The organism is Streptococcus orisasini, from assembly GCF_001431045.1.
GTDB lineage: Bacteria > Bacillota > Bacilli > Lactobacillales > Streptococcaceae > Streptococcus > Streptococcus orisasini.
This window is the reverse complement of the sequence record NZ_BCLE01000008.1, coordinates 19,359-42,649: the sequence shown is the minus strand read 5'-3', so window position 1 is coordinate 42,649 and position 23,291 is coordinate 19,359. Positions and strand designations below refer to the sequence as shown.

Here is a 23,291-nt window from a genome sequence, read left to right as displayed (position 1 = left end):
TTTTAATTGGGCTTTTTTATTGTGGCAATAGATGCTTTTTGCCTTATAATTTTGATACAGTCAGAAAAGGAATACTCTCGTTATGGTTTAAAATTAAAATATCATCATTGCTGTTAAAATTACAATGTAAAAAGGTTGGCTAAATACCACTGTTGTAAGTTAAGATTAGCCTATTTAGGAAGAAAACATCTTATCAACCATTCTGGAAATTGTGATTTACGAAGGATTATAAATGATGCTAAACAAATTGCTAGTGTGAAGTTATTAGCTGGTATCTAGTAAAGTAAAAAAATTTTTCAAATAAGGCTTTAACACATCCGATACTGCTTAAATCAGACTTTTTTGTTACAATAGAAGGCGTATAGAAATGGAGAAATGTTTATGACACGATTACAAGATGATTTTTATGATGCAGTCAACGGCGAGTGGGAAAAGACAGCTGTCATTCCTGATGATAAACCCCGGACGGGTGGCTTTTCGGATTTGGCGGATGAAATTGAAGATTTGATGCTTGCGACTACGGATAAGTGGTTGGCAGGAGAAAATCTGCCGGAAGACAGTATCTTGCAAAACTTTGTTAAGTTTCACCGTCAGATAGCAGATTATGAGAAACGTGAAAAAGTGGGTGTGGAACCTGCTTTGCCGCTCATTGAGGAATATCAGAATCTGTCATCTTTTGCAGAATTTGCTTCAAAAATTGCTGATTATGAGATGGCTGCTAAGCCTAATTTGCTGCCCTTTGGTGTGGCACCAGACTTCATGAATGCGCAGATGAATGTGCTTTGGGCTGAGGCGCCTGGTCTTATCTTGCCAGATACGACTTATTATGCTGAAGGTAATGAAAAAGGGAAAGCACTGCTTGCTAAGTGGCGTGCCATGCAAGAGGAGCTTTTGCCGAAGTTTGGTTTTGAAGCAGCAGAGATCAAAGATCTTTTAGATAAGGTTATTGAGCTGGATGCGAAATTGGCTCAATATGTGCTTTCCAGCGAAGAATCGTCAGAATATGTCAAGCTTTATCATCCTTATGACTGGGCTGATTTTACCAAACTGGTACCGGAGCTGCCTTTGGATGCGATTTTCACACAGATTTTGGGTCAAAAGCCGGATAAAGTCATCGTTCCTGAAGAACGATTCTGGACTGGTTTTGCCAAGGAATTTTATTCTGAAAGCAATTGGGAGCCGTTAAAAGCGAAATTAGTTCTCGCTGCGGCTGGTGCTTGGAATTCTTATCTGACGGATGATATTCGTATCCTTTCTGGCAGCTACAGTCGTGCTTTGTCGGGAACACCGCAGCCTATGGACAAGAAAAAAGCGGCCTTTTACCTTGCCCAAGGGCCTTACAATCAAGCGCTCGGTCTTTGGTATGCTGGGGAGAAATTCTCGCCGGAAGCGAAAGCTGATGTGGAAGCTAAAGTGGCGACCATGATTGATGTTTATAAAGAGCGCCTGAGTAAGACGGACTGGCTGGCTCCTGAAACGCGTGATAAGGCTATCACTAAACTCAATGTTATCACGCCGCATATCGGCTATCCCGAGCAATTGCCTAAGACCTATGCTCAAAAGATTATTGATGACAAGCTGAGTTTGGTTGAAAATGCCCAAAATCTGGCTAAAATTTCCGTTGCCTACAGCTGGAGCAAATGGAACCAGCCTGTTGATCGCAAGGAATGGCATATGCCGGCTCATATGGTTAATGCCTATTATGATCCACAGCAAAATCAAATCGTCTTTCCAGCAGCTATCTTACAGGCACCGTTTTATTCGCTGGAACAATCGTCGTCTGCTAATTATGGCGGTATCGGTGCTGTAATTGCTCATGAGATTTCTCACGCTTTTGATACCAATGGTGCTTCCTTTGATGAAAACGGCAGCCTTAATAACTGGTGGACAGATGAGGACTATAAGGCCTTTAAAGAGCGTACAGACAAGGTAGTTGAGCAGTTTGATGGGCTTGATTCCTACGGTGCTAAAGTAAACGGTCAGTTGACTGTGTCTGAAAATGTTGCTGATTTGGGTGGCTTGGCCTGTGCTTTAGAAGCGGCTAAAAAAGAGGCTGATTTCTCAGCCCGCGATTATTTTATTAATTTTGCAACTATCTGGCGGATGAAAGCTCGTCCGGAATACATGCAAATGCTGGCTACCATTGATGTTCATGCACCTGGTAAATTAAGAACCAATGTTCAAGTTGCTAACTTTGATGACTTCTTTGCAGCTTTTGATGTCAAAGAGGGAGATGGCATGTGGCGTGATAAAAATGAGCGCGTGATTATTTGGTAGTGTGCTTTAAAAAATTTAGATGAAAGAATGCCAAAAAGCTGAGCACTAACAGTGCTGTAACAGCTTAATGCTCAAACGCGGTTGGAATATCCAGCCGCGTTTTTATCTTTTCTTTATTCAATATCCAAAGGCACTCGGTGATCAGGTGCCGGGAACAACCGATTAAGGCGATCCAGCTGTTCAGCGCTGAGATGGATGTCTCGGCAGGCAATCAGTTCCTTCATGTGCTTTAACTGTCCTGTTCTTGGAATTGAAACCATATTAGGCTGGGCCAGCGTAAAGGCAAGCAGCAGCTGATAAATGTTGATATTGAGTTCGTCTGCCAGTTCAACTATTTCCTTATTATCAAGGAGTTTTCGCTGCAGTGTTCCAGCCTGAGCTAAAGGACAGTAAGCGATGGTCGGAATATTGTGCTGATCCTGAAACGGCTTTAGGCAGTACTCAATGCCGCGGGAACCTAAATGATAGAGAACTTCATTGGCTTGACAGTTTTTTCCGTCCGGAAGAGCTAATAATTCTTGCATATCTTCCAAATCAAAATTGGAGACTCCCCAAGCACGGATTTTACCCTTGCCTTTCAGCCGTTCCAGTTCAGCAACGGTTTCAGCCAGCGGTGTATTGCCACGCCAGTGATAGAGATAAAGGTCTAAGTAGTCTGTCTGCAGGGCTTTGAGTGAGGCGTCAAGACTGGTTTCCATGCGTTTTTTGTTGGCGTTTGTGGGAAGAACTTTAGAAATGAGATAGAGTTTCTCACGTTCAAAAGGTTTGATAGCCTTGCCTACAAGTTTCTCAGCCAGGCCGTGGCCGTACATTTCGGCAGTGTCAATGATGGTTATACCCTTATCCAAGGCATACTGCAGGGCTGCCAGTTCTTCTTTTTCAGCAGCAGGATTTTCTCCCAAAAACCAGGTGCCAATTCCCAAACTTGGCTGCAATAATAACGTGTTTTGCATGATAACTCCTCCAATCAAGGTGTTTTCAGCTGCATAAGAGCAGACTTTCAATTAAGAGATGAAAGGTTCTATGACTAAAGCTTAACATAATCTGTCCGCAAAGGGCATGGTATAGAGACTAAAAAATTATTTCTGAATTTTATAAAGAATGGAGGCTAATTTTAGGACAAAGAAGTCAGAAAGTTTTCTCGGGTCATGTCCGGTTTTTTCAGTAATTTTGTTGAGCTTGTACTGAACGGTATTTTTATGGATAAAGAGATTCTCTGCGCATTGTTTGATGCTGCCGTTGCAAGCTTCGTAGGTATCTAGGAGCGGAATCATCTCATCAATTTCTTTTTGAGAAAGGTTGGCAAAAATTTTGTCTAAAAAATAATTTTTGTTAGTGTCGGCAACATTGTGCAGAATTAAACCGTATTCCATATTGGTAAAGAAGAGCTCCCTTCTTTGATGGAAGGTCTTATTCCAGCTTAGAGCGGTCTTGGCTTGGCGAATACTCTGTTTTAGTTCTTCCTTGCCTCGGCCTGGAGTTCCGACTCCAAAGAGCAGAACCGTATTGTATTTCTTTTCAATGATTTTCGTGATTTTCTGAATAATTTTAGAAATAGCTTGTGGGCGCTTGTCCTGCAGGAGGGCTAAAATCATATTGCCTCGGACTTCAAAAATCGTTTTACCGTCACCCAGCAGGAGTTCCAGATCAAGATAAACATTAGAGATGTCGTCAAAATACTGCTCAGTAAGATTGCTGCTGGGCAAGCCGACAATGGCTGTGTATTCTTTTGATGAGAGGTTAATGCCGTAGAGCATCTCAACTGAAAAATTATCATTATAGCTGTCATCGCTTTGGATATAGTCAAGAATATTTTTATGGGCATTACGCCTGTTGTAAACCAATTCTTTAGCTGCATTGTTAAGGATAAGGATTTTGGTCATTTCCTTAATGATTTGACCAAATTGAGAAACTTCTTCTTTTTTACCGGTAATTCCAATAACACCGACGATTTGGTTGTCAATATCAACTGGCATATTGATACCTTGCTTAGCGCCTTGGTACTGATTATCAAATTCGATGACAATGGGCTGGTTTTTTTCAAGAACAAACTGAGCGCCTTCGTGATTAACTTGTCCAATGCGGCTGGGATCCGTACTGGCAATAATAATCCCGTCTGTTGAAAAGAAATTTAATTCCTGATGAATAATTTCCTTCATCCGAGTAAGAATGTCCTGAACAACACTTGCTTCAATCATAAAAGGTCCTCCTTATATAGCCGCTAAAGTCATTATACTATTTTTGGCTTTGTTTTTTGTAATAAAAATAATTATTTTAAAAAATACTGCTATTCTTTATTTTTGAAACTTTGGTTTGTTTTTGACTAGACCAATTTTAATTTAGATATTTTTCTAAATTCAAAAATATAAAAGATTCAGACTGAAGAAAAAGTCAATTTTTATCAAAAGAACTATTGTGTTATGATTTGCTACAGCGGAAAGTATCTGGACCAGGCTTCTTCAATTCGCCTATTTTTCTTATAGATTGTGAATTGATACTATCCTAAGATGTGTGTGCTTGTGAAATGCTAACTATAGAGTTTGTCTACAACCTGGATTTTGAATTATTGGTCTAGAAAGAAAGACTTGTTTTCTCTTTTTAGAGTCATTATCGAAAGAAAGGCTCTAAGGACCTATCATTGTTACAAGTACCAAAAAAATATTGGCAAAAGTCTTTTAAACTATAGTTTGTGAAACATTGAACATAAGAAACTTAATGTGATAAGATGAAAAAGCCGAGACTAAGAAGGCAAAAGAATCGATTTCTAAATCAGTCTAGTTGATTGAAGCTAGCGTCAATTAATATTTTAAGGACTGACTGCTCTTAGCAAGCACTAATTCAATGGGAGTAACAATAAGGCTGAGAATAATTGGCAGAAATACTGCAGGCTGTTCAATGCTCAGTTTAGAATTGTATTTTCTCATATGATGTATTTTCATAAAAGGAGTTCATTATGGACGGTGGATTAATTAGTTTACTGGGTATCTTATTTGCCCTGGCTTTCCTTATTTGGGGCTCATATAAGCAGTTTCCGATTCTTGTCTTAGGACCTGTTGCCTCTATTATTGTTATTTTTTTATCTGGTCTGCCTTTGACCAAAAGTTTAGCGGATGAGTATGCTCCAGCTTTTGCCGATTTTGCAAAAGATAATTTCTTGATTTTCCTTCCAGCGACTGTTCTTGGTTCTATGTTGGGGGACTGCGGTGCAGCTCAAGATATTGCTAATAAAATTGCTGAATGGTCTTTGAAAATGGGAAATAGAAATGCGAAGTTCTGGGTTTTGATGGGGCTTTCGCTGATTACGGCTATTCTTTCGTTCGGCGGTGTAAGCGGTTTTGTTGTTATTTTTACAATTGCTCCAATTTGCTTCCGTATTTTTAAGGAATTGGATATTCCTTGGCATTTCATTATTGCCGTTGCGGTTTACGGCGGCTCCATGTGGACAGCAATTTTGCCAGGCTCGCCAGCCATTCAGAATTTGATTCCGATGAAAACTTTGGGAACCAAACCAACTGCGGCGCCCATACTTGGTATTATCGCTGCCGGAGTGTCTATTATCTTTGGTGCCTGGTACATCTGGTGGATGCTCAAACGCAATGAAAAACGCGGGGAAGGGTTTGAAAAGACCGGTCACAAGATGGAAGAGGCTTCACAAATTTTAGCCCTAAAAGCTATGGATAAAAAGACAAGTAACTGGGACTTTGTCAAAGCACTTCTGCCATCTATTACCCTGATTGTTGCTATGAATGTCTTTAATGTGCCTCCTTACCTTTCTTTGACCATGGGTTGCTTGGTCTGCTTCGCATTTTATTATAATAAATTTGCGAATTTCAAAAATACTATGGCTGACGGTGTCAATTCAACTATGAAGTCTATTATGAATGTTGCGGCGGTTGTTGGCTTTGGTGGTGTCGTTGCGGCGGCACCGGGCTTTGAATACTTGGTCGATAACTTGGATAAGATTCCTGGACCGCCGCTAATTCAGCTAGCTGTTGCTACTAACTTGGTTGCTGGTATTACCGGTTCAGCTTCAGGTGGTGAAGCCATCTCGCTCAATGTCTTTGCTCCGCGGTTCTTGAAACAAGGGATCAGCGCAGATGTATTGCACCGGATGGTTAATATTTCTTGTTACGGTTTGGATTCCCTGCCGCACAATGGTTCGGTTATTAATCGTCTCAACTACACCCATTTGACACATAAGGAAGGTTATTATCACGAATTCTGGCTGGGAGCAGCCTTCCCGTTGGTTAACTCTGTTTTCATTGCTGTTATTGCATCCATGGGTATTGTTTAGGATCAATCAAAGGAGAAAAGTATGGGTAAAGCACCAAAAGTCATTGAAATGACTGTTTATCCTGTAGCTGGTCATGACAGTCCGCTGTTAACGCTGAGCGGCTGCCATGCTCCCTATTTTACGAGAAATGTTGTTGTTTTAAGGGATGACAGCGGTAATCTTGGTATCGGAGAAATACACGGCGGAGAGCATATTACCAAGCAGCTTGAGAGCTATAAGCCTTTTGTCCTTGGTGAGCAGGTCAGTGAGTACCGTAAGGTTTTAACGAATATTCGTCGCAGCCGTCAAAGGGCTGCACAAGATACTGGCGAGGGTCTGCAGCAGCTAAATCTCTCTAACTTAAAATTTGTTGTCCAGTCTGAGGCTGCTATTGAATGCGCCATGCTGGATCTGCTGGGGAAATTCTTAGAGCTGCCAGTTGCTGCCTTGTTGGGTGAAGGCGGCATCCAGCGGGAAGCTGTGGAATTCTTAGGCTATCTCTTTTATTCAGCGGATTCCCATAAAATTGATTTGCCTTACGAAAAGGGAGATGGCAGCGATAGTTGGGAATCGCTGCGCCGAACTGAAATGATGACCCCTGAGGCGATTGTTAAACAGGCGCGCGTGCTCAAAGACAAATACGGTTTTAACAATTTTAAATTAAAGGGTGGCGTTTTAGCTGGCGAAGAAGAGATGCAGGCTGTTGACGCTTTGAAGGCAGCCTTCCCAGATGCTCGCATTAACATTGATCCAAATGGCGCTTGGACACTGGACGAAGCAGTTGCTCTGACAAGAGATCGTAAAAATGTGTTGACCTATATTGAGGATCCTTGCGGTCCGGAACAAGGCTTCTCCAGTCGGGAAATCATGGCAGAATACCGCGATGTAACGGGAATTCCTGTAGCTACTAATATGATTGCGACCAATTGGCGTCAGTTCCACCATGCTGCAGCTCTGCGCAGTGTCAATATTGTTTTGGCGGATCCGCATTTTTGGACCTTAAACGGCAGTGTTCGCATGGCCTATCTTTTGAATGAGTGGGGGCTAACTTGGGGATCGCATTCCAATAATCATTTTGACATTACACTTGCGACCTTTGTACAGGTTGCAGCCGCAGCTCCGGGTAACATTGCTCCGGTTGATACACACTGGATCTGGCAAGACGGCGAGTCCTTGCTTAAAGAACCGCTAAGCTTTGCTGATGGAAAAATCAAGCTTCCGAATAAACCCGGCTTAGGTGTTGATATTGATTTGGATAAACTGGAAAAACAAAATGCTCTGTATCATCAAATGGAGTTTAAAGATCGTGACGATACTATTGCTATGCAGTATTTAGAAGAAGGTTGGCAGTTTGATCCCAACCGACCGGTCTTTTGTCATCGCTAAATATGAGGATTTGACTGTATGATAGATAAGATTATAAAAGTTGAGGTGAAATTAATTCGTGTTCCCCTTAAAAAGCCTGTCAGTGATGCCAAGGTTATTCAAGGCAAACAGACACCGCTGAAAGAGGTTATGATTACAGCTGCTGTTATTGAGACAGAAGGCGGCTATACGGGTCTAGGTTATACCTATTGCAAACGAAACGGCGGCCCTGCCCAGTACGCTCTAGCTAAAGAGTATGCGCCCTTGTTGTTGGGGCAGGATCCTAACGATATCAGTCGCTTATGGAATAAATTACTGTGGTCCAGTATTTCGATTGGCAATACCGGTGTTGCTGTTCAAGGAATCACGCCTTTCGACATTGCCCTGTGGGATATTAAGGCTAAACGTGCTAGTCTTCCTTTAAGTAAGCTTTTGGGTCAGTACAAGGAATACGTCCCTTGTTACAATACAACCGGCGGTTTTTTGCAAGATACCATTGAAGAGGTCATTGCCCATGCGCAGACAGTCTTGGAAGAAGGTGTCGGCGGCGTAAAAATCAAGGTCGGTCAGCCAGATTATAAGGAAGATGTCAGACGTGTAGCCGCTTTGAGAAAGGCGCTGGGGGATGATGTGCCTATTATGATTGATGCCAATCAGCAGTGGGATGTCTCAACAGCGCTTAAGGCTGGTAAATATTTTGACGACTACAATCTGGTTTGGTTTGAAGAACCTGTGACCTGCCATGATGTTGAAGGCCATCTGCGCTTATCACAAGCTCTGGGGACACCGATTGCAACAGGAGAAATGTTGACCAGTTATGAAGAAGGTCTTCCTTTCTTTGATAAACGTGCTTTTGATGTCTGTCAGCTTGATGCACCGCGGATTGGTGGTATTACACAGTTTCAAAAGGTGCTTCAGCGGGCTGAAGAAAATCATGTGGTACTGGCACCCCACTACAGTATGGAGCTCCATTTGCCACTTGCAGCCTGCTACAGCGGCGAGGCTTGGGTAGAACACTTTGAGTGGTTTGAAACAGTTGGACTTTTTGAAGAAAAGGTAGAATTAGTTGATGGCAAGATGAAAGTGCCGACACGTCCGGGTCTCGGACTAACGCTCAATCAAGATGTTTTGCCGGACTTACAAGTAGATGCTCAGGTGTTTCAGTAAAGTATTAGCTAAAGAAATTAATTTTGGAGGATAAAAATGGCAGTACCTACAGTTGTTAAAATGGAGGTTTATCCAGTTGCAGGATATGATTCCATGCTATTAAATCTAAGTGGAGCTCACGCTCCCTATTTCACGCGCAATGTAGTGGTTTTAGAAGACAGTTCAGGCAATCTGGGTGTCGGTGAGGTTCCGGGTGGTCAAAAAATTACGGATACTCTGGAAAAGGCTAAAGACTTAGTTGTTGGACGCAGCATCGGAGAGTACAAAAATATTGTCAAAGAAATCGGCCAGCAATTCGGCCAGCTCGACTCAGGCGGCCGCGGTCTCCAAACGTTTGACTTACGGACAACTGTCCATGTTCAGACTGCAGTAGAAACACCTTTACTTGACCTTTTGGGTCAGCATCTGCAAGTACCAGTGGCTGCTCTTTTAGGAGACGGACAGGTTCGAGAAGATGTGCCTTTCTTAGGCTATCTCTTTTACGTCGCTGACCCTAATAAAACAGACCTCTCTTACTTACAAGGAGATGATGATTCCGATGACTGGGGCCGCCTGCGCCGTAAGGAAGCAATGACACCAGAAGCTATTGTTGACTTGGCCAAGGCTGCCTATAAGCGCTATGGTTTCAAGGATTTCAAACTTAAAGGCGGCGTCTTGGAAGGCAAAGAAGAAGCTAAGGCTATTAAGGCTTTGAAAAAAGAATTTCCAAATGCCCGTATTACCCTTGATCCAAATGGTGCTTGGTCATTGAAAGAAGCCATTGAAATTGGTAAGGATTTAAAAGGCATTGCTGCCTATATTGAAGATCCTTGCGGGGCTGAAGATGGCTTTAGCGGCCGTGAAGTTATGGCTGAGTTTGTCAAGGCGACTGGTATTCCAACAGCTACCAACATGGTTGCGACGGATTGGCGACAGATGCAGCATTCGGTTGCCCTGCATTCTGTAACGATTCCGCTTGCGGATCCGCATTTCTGGACTATGCAGGGTTCTGTCCGTGTTGCTCAGATGTGCCATGACTTTGGTATGACTTGGGGCGTTCACTCCAATAACCACTTCGATATTTCCTTGGCTATGGTAGCCCATGCGGCTGCTGCAGCACCAGGTGAAATCAATGCCTGCGACACACATTATATCTGGCAGGATGGCCAAGCTTTGACCGAAAATCCTCATATTATCAGAGATGGTGTCATTCATATTGCCAAAGATTCTGTTGGCTTGGGTATCAAGCCTGACTTGGAAGCCATTAAAAAAGCCCATCAACTCTATATTGACAAGAACTTGGGTGCACGTGACGATGCAGCTGCTATGCAGTATTTGATTCCGGGCTGGATATTTGATAATAAAAAACCAAGCTTAGTAAGATAGGAGAATTCAGTGTTTAAGAGAGAAAATGTAAAAGGAATTGTTGTTCCGATTATTACCCCTGTTGATGATGATGAAAACATTGATGACAGGAGGCTTAGAAAAATTGTCAGTCATGTGATTGAAAACGGGGTGCATGGCATTTTGGCCTTCGGTAGTAATTCAGAATTTTATATGTTTGAGCCCGATGAAATGTTTCACGCTTTGGATGTCATGCTGGAAGAGGCTGCCGACCGTGTTCCAATTTATTTCGGTATCGGAGCCATTCGCACTCGCAAATGTATTGAGCTCGCTCAGGAAGCTGCCAAACGGGATATTGCCGCTGTTTCAGTGCTGAATCCTATGTTCATTAAGCCAACTCCTGAAGCCCTGTATCATCATTTTAAAGCTATTGCTGACAGTATCCCTGATACGGCTATGCTGCTTTATAATAACCCGGGGCGCTCCGGCTATACGATTCCGCTGGACATTATTGTCCGTTTGGCTCACGATGTGCCAAATATTATCGGTATCAAGGATTCAAGCGGTGATATCACCTTTTGCAGTGAATTGGTTCGTCAGACACATGATGTTGATTTCAGAGTTCTGACAGGCAAAGACACTACTATTTATCCCGGCCTCTGCGTAGGCGCTGTCGGCAGTGTCTGCTCTACAGCCAATATGTACACGCAGCTGGTCAGCAGTATCTATGATTACTATGCTGCCGGTGATTTTGAAAAATCGCTGGAAGCTCAGTTTAAACTAAATCCGATTCGTCTGTCTCAGGATGCAGCAAGCTTCCCGGCAGCAACCAAGGATATGGCTAATCTTATGGGAATGGATGTGGGCAAATCTGTCCTGCCGACTGAAACTACGACTGGTTCGGCATTAGAAGCAATGAAAGTCGAAATGCGTAAAGGTGGATTTCTGCTGCCGAATGATTAGTAGGAGGGATGAGTATGGGGAAAAAGATTGTCATTGCATCAGATTCTTTTAAAGGCAGTGCTAGTTCCAAAGAAGTTGGAACCTATATTTCTGAAGGCATCCACAGCTTATACCCTGACTATGAAACTAAAATTTTTTCCATTGCTGATGGCGGTGAGGGAACTGTTGATGCTATTCTTGAGGTCAATCAAGGTAAAAGAGTCACTATCCCTGTTCAAGGACCGCTTGGAGATTCTGTCAATGCGGCTTATGCTATTATTGATGGTGGAAAAACGGCTATCTTGGAAATGGCAGCAGCATCCGGTATTACTTTGGTTGAGCCGACTGCATTAGATGTTATGAAGGCTTCAACCTATGGTACTGGGCAAATGATTAAGAGTGCTTTAGAACATGGAGTTGAGCGCATCTATATTGGTATTGGTGGTTCGGCAACTAATGATGGCGGTATGGGAATGGCAGCAGCTCTTGGTGTCAAGTTCTTTGACGTACAAGGAAAAGAATTAGCCGCTAACGCTGAAAATTTAGGGAGTATAGCCAGTTTAGATGCAACCGCTATAGCAAGTTATGCGGATACTGCAGAATTGATTATTTTGTCTGATGTGATAAATCCGCTTTGTGGCAGCAATGGTGCAACGGCAATATATGGACCTCAAAAGGGTGTTAGTGATGAATTGCTGGAAGTCTTGGATGAGGGGCTTGCTAATTTTGCTCGGGTTATTAAAGAGACTCTGCATAAGGACATCAAAGATATCCCCGGTGCAGGAGCAGCTGGCGGCCTTGGAGCAGGTTTAATGGCCTTTTTAAACGGTAAATGTCAGCGCGGAATTGATAAGATTCTCCAGATGATTCACATTGAAGAGGACATCAAAACGGCTGATTTGGTTATCACTGGCGAAGGACGTATGGATGGTCAGTCAATCAATGGTAAGGCCCCTATTGGCATTGCTGTCATTGCTCAGAAATATCATGTCCCTACGGTAGCTATTGTTGGTAGTCGTTCTTTAGACTTGGATGAAGTTTACCGCCAGGGTATAGCAGGTGTCTTTGATGTTGTTAATCGCCCAATGAACTTAGAAGAAGCTATGACTGATACGAGGAATTTAGTCGCTTCGACCAGTCGTAATCTTATCAGTTTATTTGGTACATTGACCAAATAATTGACTACAATACCTTATAATTGTGGTCCATAGACTATTTATCTTGAAATAAAGGTCTGCTACAATGTAAGGTAAGAATTTAGAAGGGATGTATTAAAGATGAAAATCGGATTTGTCGGATTAGGTATTATGGGAAAACCAATGGCTATCAATTTGGTAAAAGCTGGTCATGAGGTTTATGGTTTTGACTTTAATCAAGCGAGCATTGATGCCTTAGTCGCAGCTGGCGGCCATGCTGCAGAAAGCGGTAAGGATGCTGCTCAAAAAGGTGATATTGTTATCACCATGCTGCCCAATTCACCGCATGTTAAGGCGGCTCTGTTTAATGAAAACGGTATTGCTGAGGGATTAAGCGCCGGCCAGACAGTCATTGATATGAGCTCTATTTCTCCGGTAGCTAGTAAGGAATTTTATGAAAAACTGAAGGAACAATCTGTTTCCTTCTTGGATGCGCCTGTGTCTGGCGGTGAACCCAAGGCTATTGACGGGACTATCGCTGTTATGGTCGGAGGTGATGAAAAGGTCTTTGAACAATATAAGGATGTTCTGCAGGCTATGGCTAGCAGCGTCACTCTCGTCGGTGAAGTTGGTGCTGGTAATTTAACGAAATTAGCGAACCAAATGATTGTTGCGGTCAATATTGCTGCTGTATCAGAAGCTTATTCTTTGGCTAAAAAAGCCGGAGTTGATCCATCACGAGTTTACGAAGCCATTCGCAGCGGTCTTGCTGGGTCAACTGTTATGGATCAAAAATCGCAAAAAATCTTTGATGGCGATTTTGCCCCTGGTTTTCGTATTGATTTGCATATCAAAGATTTGCAAAATGCTTTGGATGCTTCGCATTCCTACAATGTGTCAACACCATTTACAGCTCAAGCCATGGAAATTCTGCAAGTGCTTAAAGCTCACGATTATGGTTCAGACGACCATTCAGCCATTGCACGCTACTATGAATTGGTAAACGGGCAAAAATTGCAGTAATGTTTTGACTGCATTATAAAAAAGAAAGTGAGATCAGAATCGTTGCAAAAGAAACGGTTCTGGCCTCACTTTTTGGTTTTAAAATTTATTTGACTATTGCGGTACTTATTTCATAAGCCTGTCAATGAATTTCGATTTTTTAAGTCGTCATTACTGAGAGCTGTCTTTGAGTGGTATCAATGGTTACCTGAGCGCCGATGGTAAAGGTAAAGAGCGGCTGCGTATGGGCAAAATCAAGGTCGTACATGACAGGGACTTTTTTAAGAATTGAATGTTTATCCAGGATAAAGCGCAAAATGTCCTCGGTCATCTGTGCCTCTTTAGGAAAACGCCCAAAGACCACTGCCTGCGGGTTCGGATAGACCTGCAAAAGGGCAGCCAGATTGCGGGCAAACTCTGTATAATGCTCTTCCTCAGCCCCTTCCAAGAAGAGAACATAGTTTTCAGGTTTAGGAGCAAATTCTGTTCCACGCAAAAGTCCGAAAGTAGAGAGATTCCCGCCGATGATGGTTCCTTGAGCTTTGCCATCAGTGTAAACCTTCCATTTAGTCGGCTTAAAATGCCGCGGCTTACTGGGGTCGTACCAAGCGTCGCTGGACCATTCCTTGCTGGGAACGAGATTGTAAGAACGTCTGGTCACAGCATTGAGCCACATCCGGCTTTGATAGTCCTGACCTTCTTCCATCTTGAAGCTTGAATAAGAAGGTCCCATGTAGGTCTCCATACCGGTTTTGGCATAGATGGCATTTAAAAGAGCAGTAGTATCAGAATAGCCACAGATAATTTTAGGGTGCTTTTTGATTAAATCATAATCCAGGTAAGGCAAAAGCTCATTGGCATTAAACCCGCCAACAGTAGCTAAAATAGCATTAACATGTTCTTGCTGAAAGGCATCGTGCAAATCAGATACGCGGCTGGCAATAGAACTTGAATGCAACAGATCATTTTCCATATAGTTGTTGGAAAATGATACTGTAAATCCTAACTTTTCTAAAGTCCTTTTGGCTGATAAATTAGCCTTGAATCCTCCTAAAAGTTCAATGGAGCTCGATGGACTGAGAATCCTGATGTGATCGCCATAAGTTAATTTTTTCATAAATCTTTTCTTCATCCCCCTAACCGTATAAAAATAGATAAAAGAAAGTGGGACTCAATCGTGATTTCTTAGCAATCGATTGGATCCACTTTCTCATTTCTATGTGTCCGGTTTGAAACGGCCCCCAAACCATTTTAAATACTGGCTTGCGCAAGTCTTATTCCCAGAAAAAAGTTTCCCCAGCTGTTTGAATCGAAAGTCCAGATGGGACTATTCCAATCAGCAGTGCGGATATTAAAGTACTCACCAACTGTGTGAAAAACAATTATTTCTGAGATATTCAAAATGAGGCTGAACCTTGTGTTTCAGCCCCTTTCTTGAACTAAAAGGCGGTAGACGGATTTGAACCGACGATCAAGCTTTTGCAGAGCCGTGCCTTACCACTTGGCTATACCGCCATAACAGTAATTATTCTACCTTAAATTTGCCTTTTGGTCAAGTAGAATTCCCTTGCATTTTACCTTTAATTTTGTTATGATAGTAAAGTCGCAGAAATGTGATAATACTCATCTTAGATGAATTGTGGTCTGGTTGCCTTTTTGGGTTGGGCTGCAAGCTGAAGTCTGAGAGAGGAGAAAAAACAATAAAGGAGAAATACTCATGGCAGTAATTTCAATGAAACAACTTCTTGAGGCTGGTGTTCACTTTGGTCACCAAACACGCCGCTGGAACCCTAAGATGGCTAAGTACATCTTCACAGAACGTAACGGCATTCACGTTATCGACCTTCAGCAAACAGTTAAATTAGCTGATCAAGCTTACGACTTTGTTCGCGATGCAGCAGCTAATGATGCGGTTATCTTGTTTGTCGGTACGAAAAAACAAGCTTCAGAAGCTATTAAAGAAGAAGCTGAACGCGCAGGTCAATTTTATATTAACCATCGCTGGTTGGGCGGAACTTTGACAAACTGGGATACTATCCAAAAACGTATCGCTCGTCTTAAAGAAATCAAACAAATGGAAGCTGATGGAACATTTGAAGTGCTTCCTAAGAAAGAAGTAGCCCTTCTGAATAAACAACGTGCCCGCCTTGAAAAATTCTTGGGCGGTATCGAAGATATGCCTCGCATTCCAGATGTTATCTACATCGTTGACCCGCATAAAGAACAAATCGCTGTTAAAGAAGCTAAAAAACTTGGTATTCCGGTTGTTGCTATGGTTGATACCAACGCTGATCCAGATGATATCGATGTTATCATCCCAGCAAATGATGACGCTATTCGTGCCGTTAAATTGATCACAAGCAAATTAGCTGATGCTGTTATTGAAGGCCGTCAAGGTGAAGACAGTGTTGAAGCTGTTGAAGCAGAACTTGCAGCTGACGATACTCAAGCAGATTCAATCGAAGAAATCGTTGAAGTTGTTGAAGGTTCAAACGAAGACTAAGTAATAGACGTAAAATAATCAAACAGCTAAAAGACTTTATTTTATCAGTCTTTACTCATCAAAATAACCTAGTAACCTAAGGGGCGGGGCTAAGCCCTCCCCTTTTACAATTAAAATTTGGAGGAATTATCATGGCAAATATTACGGCAGCTCTTGTTAAAGAATTGCGTGAAAAGACCGGTGCTGGTGTTATGGACGCCAAAAAAGCATTGGTTGAAGTTGAAGGCGATATGGAAAAAGCAGTCGAACTTCTGCGCGAAAAAGGAATAGCTAAAGCAGCGAAGAAAGCTGACCGCATTGCTGCTGAAGGTTTGACTGGCCTTTATGTTGATGGCAATGTTGCAGCTATCGTTGAAGTTAATGCAGAAACTGACTTTGTTGCAAAAAATGCTCAATTTGTTGAATTGGTTAACGAAACAGCAAAAGCTATTGCTGCACAAAAACCTGCTAACAATGAAGAAGCTCTTAAAGTAACTTTGGCTTCAGGAGAAACTTTGGAAGCAGCTTACGTGAACGCAACTGCAACTATCGGAGAAAAGATTTCATTCCGCCGCTTTGCCCTTGTTGAAAAAGAAGATGCCCAAGTATTTGGTGCTTACCAACATAATGGCGGTAAAATTGGCGTTGTCACAGTGCTTGAAGGCGCAGATGAAGCTCTTGCTAAACAAGTAGCAATGCACGTAGCAGCAATGAACCCAACTGTTCTTTCTTACAAAGAATTGAATGAGGAATTCATTCATGATGAATTGGCTCAAATGAACCATAAGATCGAACAAGACAACGAAAGCCGTGCCATGGTTGATAAGCCAGCGCTTCCACTTCTTAAATACGGTTCAAAACTGCAATTGACAGATGAAATACTTGCTCAAGCTGAAGAAGACATCAAGGAAGAACTTAAGGCTGAAGGCAAACCAGAAAAGATTTGGGATAAAATCATTCCTGGTAAAATGGCTCGCTTCATGCTTGATAACACTAAGGTTGACCAACAATATACCTTGCTGTCCCAAGTTTACATTATGGACGACAGCAAGACTGTTGAAGCTTACCTTGAATCAGTAAACGCTAAAGCAGTCAGCTTTGTCCGCTTTGAAGTCGGTGAAGGTATTGAAAGAGCAGCTAATGACTTTGAAAACGAAGTTGCTGCAACAATGGCCGCTGCTTTAAACAAGTAAACCTTTATTTAAGAGCACTTTAAGATGGGCTGTCAAGTCTTATCTTGGAGTGCTTTTTGCTTGTCTGCAATATAAAAGCTTGAGCAGACAGCTGCTGAAAAATTTATAGTTAGTGCTTGATTGTCATTAAAGGCCCTAAATTTTTCTGCTTTTAGACATTATCACTTTCGAATGACAAACCTCTTCACTTCCAAGTCTCTTGCTTTCCAAAAGCATTATTTTTCGGTATAATAAGGTCAGTTATAGTCAAAGTGACTGGGAAGGAGTCGATATCATGACATCAAAAAATACATCTGACAGTATTGAAGAATATATCAAAAAGATACTGGCTCAGTCTGGCTTTGCAGAAATTAAGAGAAGTGCTTTAGCGGACAGTTTCAGCGTTGTTCCCAGTCAGATCAATTATGTGATTAAAACGCGTTTTACAGAGAGCCGCGGTTACCTTGTTGAAAGCAAACGCGGCGGTGGTGGTTATATTCGCATTGCTAAAATTCGTTTTTCTGATCAGCATCAAATGCTTAATAATTTGGAAGCCAATATTGGTGAACAGATCAGTGAACAGGTTTTCGCCGATATTATTCAATTGCTCTTTGATGAAAAAATTATCAGTGAGCGTGAAGGCAATATTATTTTGGCAGCGGCAGGAGATGAAGTTCTAGGTGTAAACAGTCCTCACATTCGTGCCCGCATGCTTCGTAAGATACTACAACGTTTAGACAGAAAAGGATACCATCTATGACCGATTATTCATTGAAAATGCAGGAAGTTTTCCGGTTGGCTCAATTTGAAGCCGCCCGTTTTGAAAGCTCCTATCTTGAAAGCTGGCATGTCCTTCTTGCTATGGTTGAGATTGACAGCTCAGTGGCCGGTTTAAGCTTTGCTGAGTTTGAAGATGACGTTCAGTTTGAAGATTATCAAGCTGCTGCTATTTTGGCTGTTGGAAAAAAGCCTAAGAAACCAAGCGGCGATATTGTTTTGCTGGAACAATCAAAGGCTTTGAGTAAAACCTTGGCAGAAGCTTATGCTATCAGTCAGGCGACTCGTGCCAAGGAAGTCGGGACGGAGCATGTTTTGTTTGCTATGCTGCTCAATCCTAATCTGCTGGCAACACGGATTTTAGAGCTAGTTGGTTTTCAAATCAAGGACGATGGCGAGTCTGTTCGTTTGCTGGACTTACGCAAGGCTGTTGAACGCTATGCAGGTTTCTCAAAAGAAGATATTAAAGCTATCTTTGAAATGCGTAAGCCTAAGAAAGCTAAGAGTAATAGCAATTTTTCTGATTTAATGAAACCGCCCAGTATGACAGGTGATTTAGCAGATTTTACGCGAGATTTGACAGCTTTGGCTCGCAGAGGCCGCTTGGAACCTGTTATTGGCCGAGAGCAGGAAATTTCTCGAATGGTTCAAATTTTAAGCCGTAAGACAAAAAACAATCCTGTTTTAGTTGGTGATGCTGGAGTCGGCAAAACAGCTTTAGCTTACGGATTGGCTCAGCGTATTGTTGATAGTGCTGTTCCTTTTGAATTAGCAGATATGAAAGTCTTAGAGCTTGATATGATGAGTGTTGTTGCAGGAACCCGTTTCCGGGGAGATTTTGAGGAACGCATGAATCAGATTATCGCTGATATTGAGGCAGACGGCCACATAATCCTCTTTATTGATGAACTGCATACGATAATGGGTTCTGGAAGCGGCATTGACAGTACACTTGATGCAGCCAACATTCTCAAACCGGCCTTGGCACGCGGCACCCTTAGAACCATTGGTGCCACAACTCAGGAAGAATATCAAAAGCATATCGAAAAGGACGCGGCTCTGTCCCGCCGTTTTGCCAAGGTAACCATTGAAGAGCCCAGCGAAGAAGAAGCTTATCAGATTCTTCTTGGCTTAAAGAAAAGTTATGAAGATTATCACCATGTGCTGATTCCTGATGAGGCTGTGAAAGCAGCGGTTAAGGGAGCTCACCGCTATCTGACTGGAAAGAATCTGCCTGATTCAGCTATTGATTTGTTGGATGAGGCTAGTGCTACGGTGCAAGGTTTAGTTAAAAAACAGGCTCCCGCCTTTTTAACGGATTTGGATCAGGCTCTTATTGACAAAGATATAACGGCTGCCCGTCGTTTATTAAAAAAAGAGGAAACGCCTCTGCTTAAAAAACGAGTGACCGTTAGTGAAGAAGCAATTTTAGAGACCTTGAGCAAGCTTTCTGGAATTCCAGTAAGCAAGCTGACACAGGCAGACAGCAAGAAGTACCTCAATCTGGAAAAAGAACTGCACAAGCGCGTTATTGGCCAAGAGGATGCTGTCTCAAGTATCAGCCGTGCCATCCGTCGTAATCAGTCCGGAATTCGGACTGGGAAGCGTCCGATTGGTTCCTTTATGTTTTTGGGACCGACTGGTGTCGGTAAGACGGAATTGGCCAAGGCTCTGGCTGAAATTCTCTTTGATGATGAATCAGCTCTCATTCGTTTTGATATGAGTGAGTATATGGAAAAATTTGCAGCTTCCCGCCTCAACGGTGCTCCTCCAGGTTATGTTGGCTATGAAGAAGGCGGCGAGCTGACAGAGAAGGTTCGTAATAAGCCTTATTCTGTACTGCTCTTTGATGAGGTTGAAAAGGCTCATCCTGATATTTTCAATGTTCTCTTGCAGGTACTGGATGATGGCGTCTTGACCGATAGCCGTGGTCGCAAGGTTGATTTTTCCAATACTATCATCATTATGACTTCAAATCTTGGTGCAACAGCTCTTCGTGATGATAAGACAGTAGGCTTTGGAGCCAAAGATCTTTCTCAGGATTATAAGGCCATGGAAAACCGTATTTTGGAAGAATTAAAGAAAACCTACCGTCCTGAATTTATCAACCGTATTGATGAGAAAGTTGTCTTTCATAATCTCACTCAAGAAAATATGCGCGATGTCGTTAAAATTATGGTACAGCCCCTGATTTCTCATTTGGCTGATCAGGGAATTACTCTAAAATTTCAGCCTTCAGCTCTAAAACACTTGGCTCAGGCAGGCTACGATGCTGAAATGGGTGCACGGCCTTTGCGCAGAACGCTTCAGACAGAAGTAGAAGATAAGCTGGCAGAATTCGTTCTTTCAGGAGAATTAACCAGCGGTCAAACGCTGAAAATTGGCATTCAAAAAGAAAAATTGAAATTTGATATTATTTAAAAGCAAAACTCTCTTGTTTCAAACTGAAGCAAAAGAGTTTTTTGGTACTTAAAAATAGATGAAAGCAGTAAAAAACCTGATTTCTATGTGCTTCAGAAATCAGGCTTTTATCTATTTTTTATTAATTCACGAGTTCCTCTAACAAAGGAGTGCTACAGCCAGCCTTACAAAAAGCTTTTAGCTGCAGCGATTAAGAAGAAGCTTTTGGTTTAATGGTATTTATGAGTGAACTTGGGCAAAAATAGTTTTCACATCTGCCAAAGTTTCTGCCCGTGATACGGCAGCCCGGATTTTAGCAGCGCCAGATGTTCCGCGAAGATAGTGAGGAGCAAGACCGCGAAATTCACGAACTGCGATTTTTTCACCCTTCAGCTCGACCAAACGTCCAAGATGGTCTTGGGCAATTTCCAGCATTTTAGCAAAGGGCAGATTGTCTATGATTTCTCCTGTTTCAAAATAGTGATTTATCTGGGTGAAAATATAAGGGTTGCTTCTGGCAGCTCGGCCAATCATGACTGCATCTGCACCGACTTCATCAATCATAAACTGAGCGTCCTTGACAGAACGGATGTCACCATTAGCGATAAAAGGAATCTTAGTGATGGCTTTGGCAACCTTAGCCAGTGTTTCATGATCGCAATGTCCGGTATACATTTGTTCACGCGTGCGCCCGTGCATAGCGAGGGCAGCAGCTCCAGCAGCCTCAGCTGCTAAAGCATTTTCAACAGCCAAGGAAGGCTCAGCCCAGCCAGTGCGCATCTTGACCGTCAGGGGAATATCAAGGACTGATTTAACAGTTGAAACCACTGAATAAATCTTTTCAGGGTCTTTGAGCCACATGGCACCGGCTTCATTTTTAACGATTTTATTCACCGGGCAGCCCATGTTAATATCCACGAGATCAGCCTGTGTGTTGGCCTGAATGAACTCAGCTGCGCGTGCCAGGCTGTCACCGTCGCTGCCAAAAAGCTGAATGGAAACAGGGTGTTCTCCCTCATCAATATGGAGCATGTGCAGTGTTTTCTCGTTGTTGTATTGAATACCCTTGTCTGATACCATTTCCATCACAACGAGTCCGGCTCCGAATTCTTTAGCGATAGTTCGAAATGCAGAATTCGTTACTCCTGCCATCGGGGCTAAGACGGTGCGGTGAGGGATTTCCACATCACCAATCATAAATGAGCTGTTAAGCTTTGTCATGAATCATCTCCTCTAAATCAGTTTCTGTAAATTGGTATTTTTTGCCACAGAATTGGCAGACAATCTCTGCGCCATGGTCTTCTTCTTTCATTTCCTCTAGATCTGTTTTGGCCAGTGTCCTAAGGGCTGCCTCAAAGCGCTGACGTGAGCAATCGCAGGAAAACTGTAAATTTTCCTCAGCCAAGATTTTGTAGTCGTCCTCGCCATAAATAGCCTTCAAAAGAGCGGCAGCATGGTCAGTAGATTCTAGCAGAGCTGAGATGGCAGGCATTTCTTGAATGCGTTTCTCATAACGAGCGATTTCTTCTTCAGAAGCTCCGGGAAGCACTTGCAACATAAAGCCACCAGCAACTTTGACCTTATCATTTTCGTCTAAAAGAACATTGAGTCCGACAGCAGATGGAGTTTGTTCGCTTTCGGTCAGATAATAGGCCAAATCTTCACCAATCTCCCCTGAAACAAGCGGAGTTGATGACGTATAAGGATTGCCAGTACCATAGTCGGTAATGACAACAAACTGTCCTTGCCCCATAAAGGGTCCTACCATGACCTCACCACTTGCCGTTTTTTTGACATCAACACCGGTATTTTGAATATAACCCTTAACATTACCCTTAGTATCGGCAACTGAGATGACATGGCCAAAGGAGGAGTCACCGATGACTTTGACAGTGACCTTACTGTCTCCTTTTTGATTGGCTGCTAAGATTTGGTTAGCAATGAGTGTACGTCCCAAAGCGACTGTTGAACTTGACAAAGTTTGATGTTTTTCCTGAGCTATTCTGACCGTCTCAGTGCTGTCAAGCACATAAGCACGAAAAGAACCTGATGCTGCAATTGATTTAATAAGTTTATCCATACCTTTTATTTTAACATAAATTAAAGAAAGTGATTATTTAAAGATCTTGTCAATAAATTTTTACTGACATTAAGGAAATAAGCAAAATATTTGCTACTAATTAGTAATAAACATATAATGGTATCACAATTATAAATGGAGGACATATTTTATGATGTCAAATTTTTTAGAATTACAAACACAGCGCCGCAGCATTTATGCCTTGGGCAAAAATATTGATTTATCAAAGGCTGAACTGACTGAAGTGATTCAAAATGCTATTAAGCAGGCACCATCAGCTTTTAATTCTCAAAGCAGCCGTGCTCTAATCCTTTTCGGACAGGAGTCTGATGATTTCTGGAACAAAATTGCCTATAGTGAATTGGAAAAGGTAACTCCGGCAGAGGCTTTTGAGAATACCAAAGCCAAATTGGCAAGTTTTGCAGCTGGTGTCGGAACCATTCTGCTTTTTGAAGACCAAGATGTCATCAAAAACTTGGAAGAAAACTTCCCTCTTTATGCAGACAATTTTCAGCCTTGGTCTGAACAAGCTCATGGTATTGCTCTTTATGCGACTTGGTTAGCTTTAACTGAGCAAAATATTGGTATGAGTGTTCAGCACTATAATCCGCTGGTCGATGCTCAGGTTGCTGCAAAATATGATTTGCCAGCTAACTGGAAACTGCGTGCGCAAATACCTTTTGGTTCTATTGAAGCGCCTGCAGGCGAAAAAGAATTCATGGCAGATCAAGATCGCTTTAAAGTATTTGGTGATTAGTTATTAAGTTAAAATAAGATAAGACAAAAAGACCGAGACTGGGAAAAAACTCGTCCAGTATTCCTGTTTTGGGATAAGTACTTGGCGCAGTGGTTGGCTGGCTTTCCTTTTGCCACAAGGCCAAAGCGGAAAACCTAG

19 protein-coding genes and 1 tRNA gene are annotated in these 23,291 nt (G+C 42.3%); 13 read left to right on the top strand and 7 right to left on the bottom strand.

Features of this window, described 5'->3' with window-relative positions; genetic code table 11:
- Positions 1-381 precede the first annotated feature (381 nt).
- Entirely contained in the window at positions 382-2,277 is a 1,896-nt protein-coding gene (locus tag SCSH_RS01490) for a M13 family metallopeptidase (RefSeq protein WP_057490133.1), read from the top strand.
- 113 nt (positions 2,278-2,390) lie between these two features.
- Here SCSH_RS01490 and SCSH_RS01485 read toward each other — a convergent pair whose 3' ends face one another.
- The 3 genes from SCSH_RS01485 to SCSH_RS11410 form a co-directional block, all read right to left on the bottom strand.
- A complete protein-coding gene (locus SCSH_RS01485) occupies positions 2,391-3,230 on the bottom strand; it encodes an aldo/keto reductase (RefSeq protein WP_057490132.1) in 840 nt (279 codons plus the stop codon).
- Between the two features lie 126 nt (positions 3,231-3,356).
- Positions 3,357-4,475, bottom strand: coding sequence for a CdaR family transcriptional regulator (locus SCSH_RS01480; RefSeq protein WP_057490131.1), 1,119 nt, complete (start codon positions 4,473-4,475; stop codon positions 3,357-3,359).
- A 600-nt stretch (positions 4,476-5,075) separates the two neighbouring features.
- Positions 5,076-5,201, bottom strand: a complete 126-nt coding sequence (locus tag SCSH_RS11410; protein ID WP_274518958.1) for a hypothetical protein — start codon at positions 5,199-5,201, stop codon at positions 5,076-5,078.
- A 29-nt stretch (positions 5,202-5,230) separates the two neighbouring features.
- Between SCSH_RS11410 and SCSH_RS01475 the strand changes: the two genes are divergently transcribed.
- The 7 genes from SCSH_RS01475 to garR all read left to right on the top strand — a co-directional run bounded on the left by SCSH_RS01475 (position 5,231) and on the right by garR (position 13,506).
- Entirely contained in the window at positions 5,231-6,571 is a 1,341-nt protein-coding gene (locus SCSH_RS01475; RefSeq protein ID WP_057490130.1) for a GntP family permease, read from the top strand.
- A 21-nt stretch (positions 6,572-6,592) separates the two neighbouring features.
- Positions 6,593-7,936, top strand: a complete 1,344-nt coding sequence (locus tag SCSH_RS01470) for an enolase C-terminal domain-like protein (RefSeq protein ID WP_057490129.1) — start codon at positions 6,593-6,595, stop codon at positions 7,934-7,936.
- 18 nt (positions 7,937-7,954) lie between these two features.
- Positions 7,955-9,082 (top strand): L-talarate/galactarate dehydratase, encoded by a 1,128-nt coding sequence (locus SCSH_RS01465; protein ID WP_057490128.1) that lies wholly within the window; start codon positions 7,955-7,957, stop codon positions 9,080-9,082.
- Positions 9,083-9,118: 36 nt separating this feature from the next.
- On the top strand, positions 9,119-10,447 hold the full coding sequence (locus tag SCSH_RS01460) for an enolase C-terminal domain-like protein (protein ID WP_057490127.1): 1,329 nt from the start codon (positions 9,119-9,121) through the stop codon (positions 10,445-10,447).
- 9 nt (positions 10,448-10,456) lie between these two features.
- Positions 10,457-11,368 carry a dihydrodipicolinate synthase family protein gene (locus tag SCSH_RS01455; protein ID WP_057490126.1) on the top strand — a complete coding sequence of 304 codons (912 nt, stop codon included), beginning with the start codon at positions 10,457-10,459 and terminating at the stop codon, positions 11,366-11,368.
- A gap of 14 nt (positions 11,369-11,382) precedes the next feature.
- The gene (locus SCSH_RS01450; protein WP_057490125.1) at positions 11,383-12,525 is read left to right on the top strand and encodes a glycerate kinase; all 1,143 of its coding nucleotides are present in this window, start codon (positions 11,383-11,385) and stop codon (positions 12,523-12,525) included.
- 99 nt (positions 12,526-12,624) lie between these two features.
- Complete coding sequence (gene garR, locus SCSH_RS01445; protein ID WP_057490124.1) at positions 12,625-13,506, top strand: 2-hydroxy-3-oxopropionate reductase; 882 nt, start codon at positions 12,625-12,627, stop codon at positions 13,504-13,506.
- Positions 13,507-13,645: 139 nt separating this feature from the next.
- Here the strand turns inward: garR and SCSH_RS01440 are convergent, their stop codons facing one another.
- Positions 13,646-14,602, bottom strand: coding sequence for a S66 family peptidase (locus tag SCSH_RS01440; protein ID WP_057490123.1), 957 nt, complete (start codon positions 14,600-14,602; stop codon positions 13,646-13,648).
- A 327-nt stretch (positions 14,603-14,929) separates the two neighbouring features.
- Positions 14,930-15,000: transfer RNA gene (locus SCSH_RS01435), tRNA-Cys, on the bottom strand.
- Positions 15,001-15,202: 202 nt separating this feature from the next.
- Here SCSH_RS01435 and rpsB point away from each other — a divergent pair.
- The 4 genes from rpsB to SCSH_RS01415 all read left to right on the top strand — a co-directional run bounded on the left by rpsB (position 15,203) and on the right by SCSH_RS01415 (position 20,337).
- Complete coding sequence (gene rpsB, locus SCSH_RS01430) at positions 15,203-15,988, top strand: 30S ribosomal protein S2 (protein ID WP_003089767.1); 786 nt, start codon at positions 15,203-15,205, stop codon at positions 15,986-15,988.
- A 131-nt stretch (positions 15,989-16,119) separates the two neighbouring features.
- Positions 16,120-17,160, top strand: coding sequence for a translation elongation factor Ts (gene tsf, locus SCSH_RS01425; protein WP_057490122.1), 1,041 nt, complete (start codon positions 16,120-16,122; stop codon positions 17,158-17,160).
- 274 nt (positions 17,161-17,434) lie between these two features.
- A complete protein-coding gene (locus SCSH_RS01420) occupies positions 17,435-17,899 on the top strand; it encodes a CtsR family transcriptional regulator (protein WP_057490121.1) in 465 nt (154 codons plus the stop codon).
- Positions 17,896-20,337, top strand: coding sequence for an ATP-dependent Clp protease ATP-binding subunit (locus SCSH_RS01415; RefSeq protein WP_057490120.1), 2,442 nt, complete (start codon positions 17,896-17,898; stop codon positions 20,335-20,337). Before SCSH_RS01420 ends, SCSH_RS01415 begins: the two co-directional genes overlap by 4 nt.
- A 219-nt stretch (positions 20,338-20,556) precedes the next feature.
- Here SCSH_RS01415 and dusB read toward each other — a convergent pair whose 3' ends face one another.
- On the bottom strand, positions 20,557-21,537 hold the full coding sequence (dusB, locus tag SCSH_RS01410; RefSeq protein WP_057490119.1) for a tRNA dihydrouridine synthase DusB: 981 nt from the start codon (positions 21,535-21,537) through the stop codon (positions 20,557-20,559).
- Positions 21,524-22,396 carry an Hsp33 family molecular chaperone HslO gene (gene hslO, locus SCSH_RS01405; protein ID WP_057490118.1) on the bottom strand — a complete coding sequence of 291 codons (873 nt, stop codon included), beginning with the start codon at positions 22,394-22,396 and terminating at the stop codon, positions 21,524-21,526. Before hslO ends, dusB begins: the two co-directional genes overlap by 14 nt.
- Positions 22,397-22,550: 154 nt before the next feature.
- On the opposite strand from hslO, the gene SCSH_RS01400 reads away from it, so the two are divergent.
- Entirely contained in the window at positions 22,551-23,153 is a 603-nt protein-coding gene (locus SCSH_RS01400; protein WP_057490134.1) for a nitroreductase family protein, read from the top strand.
- Positions 23,154-23,291: the final 138 nt, after the last annotated feature.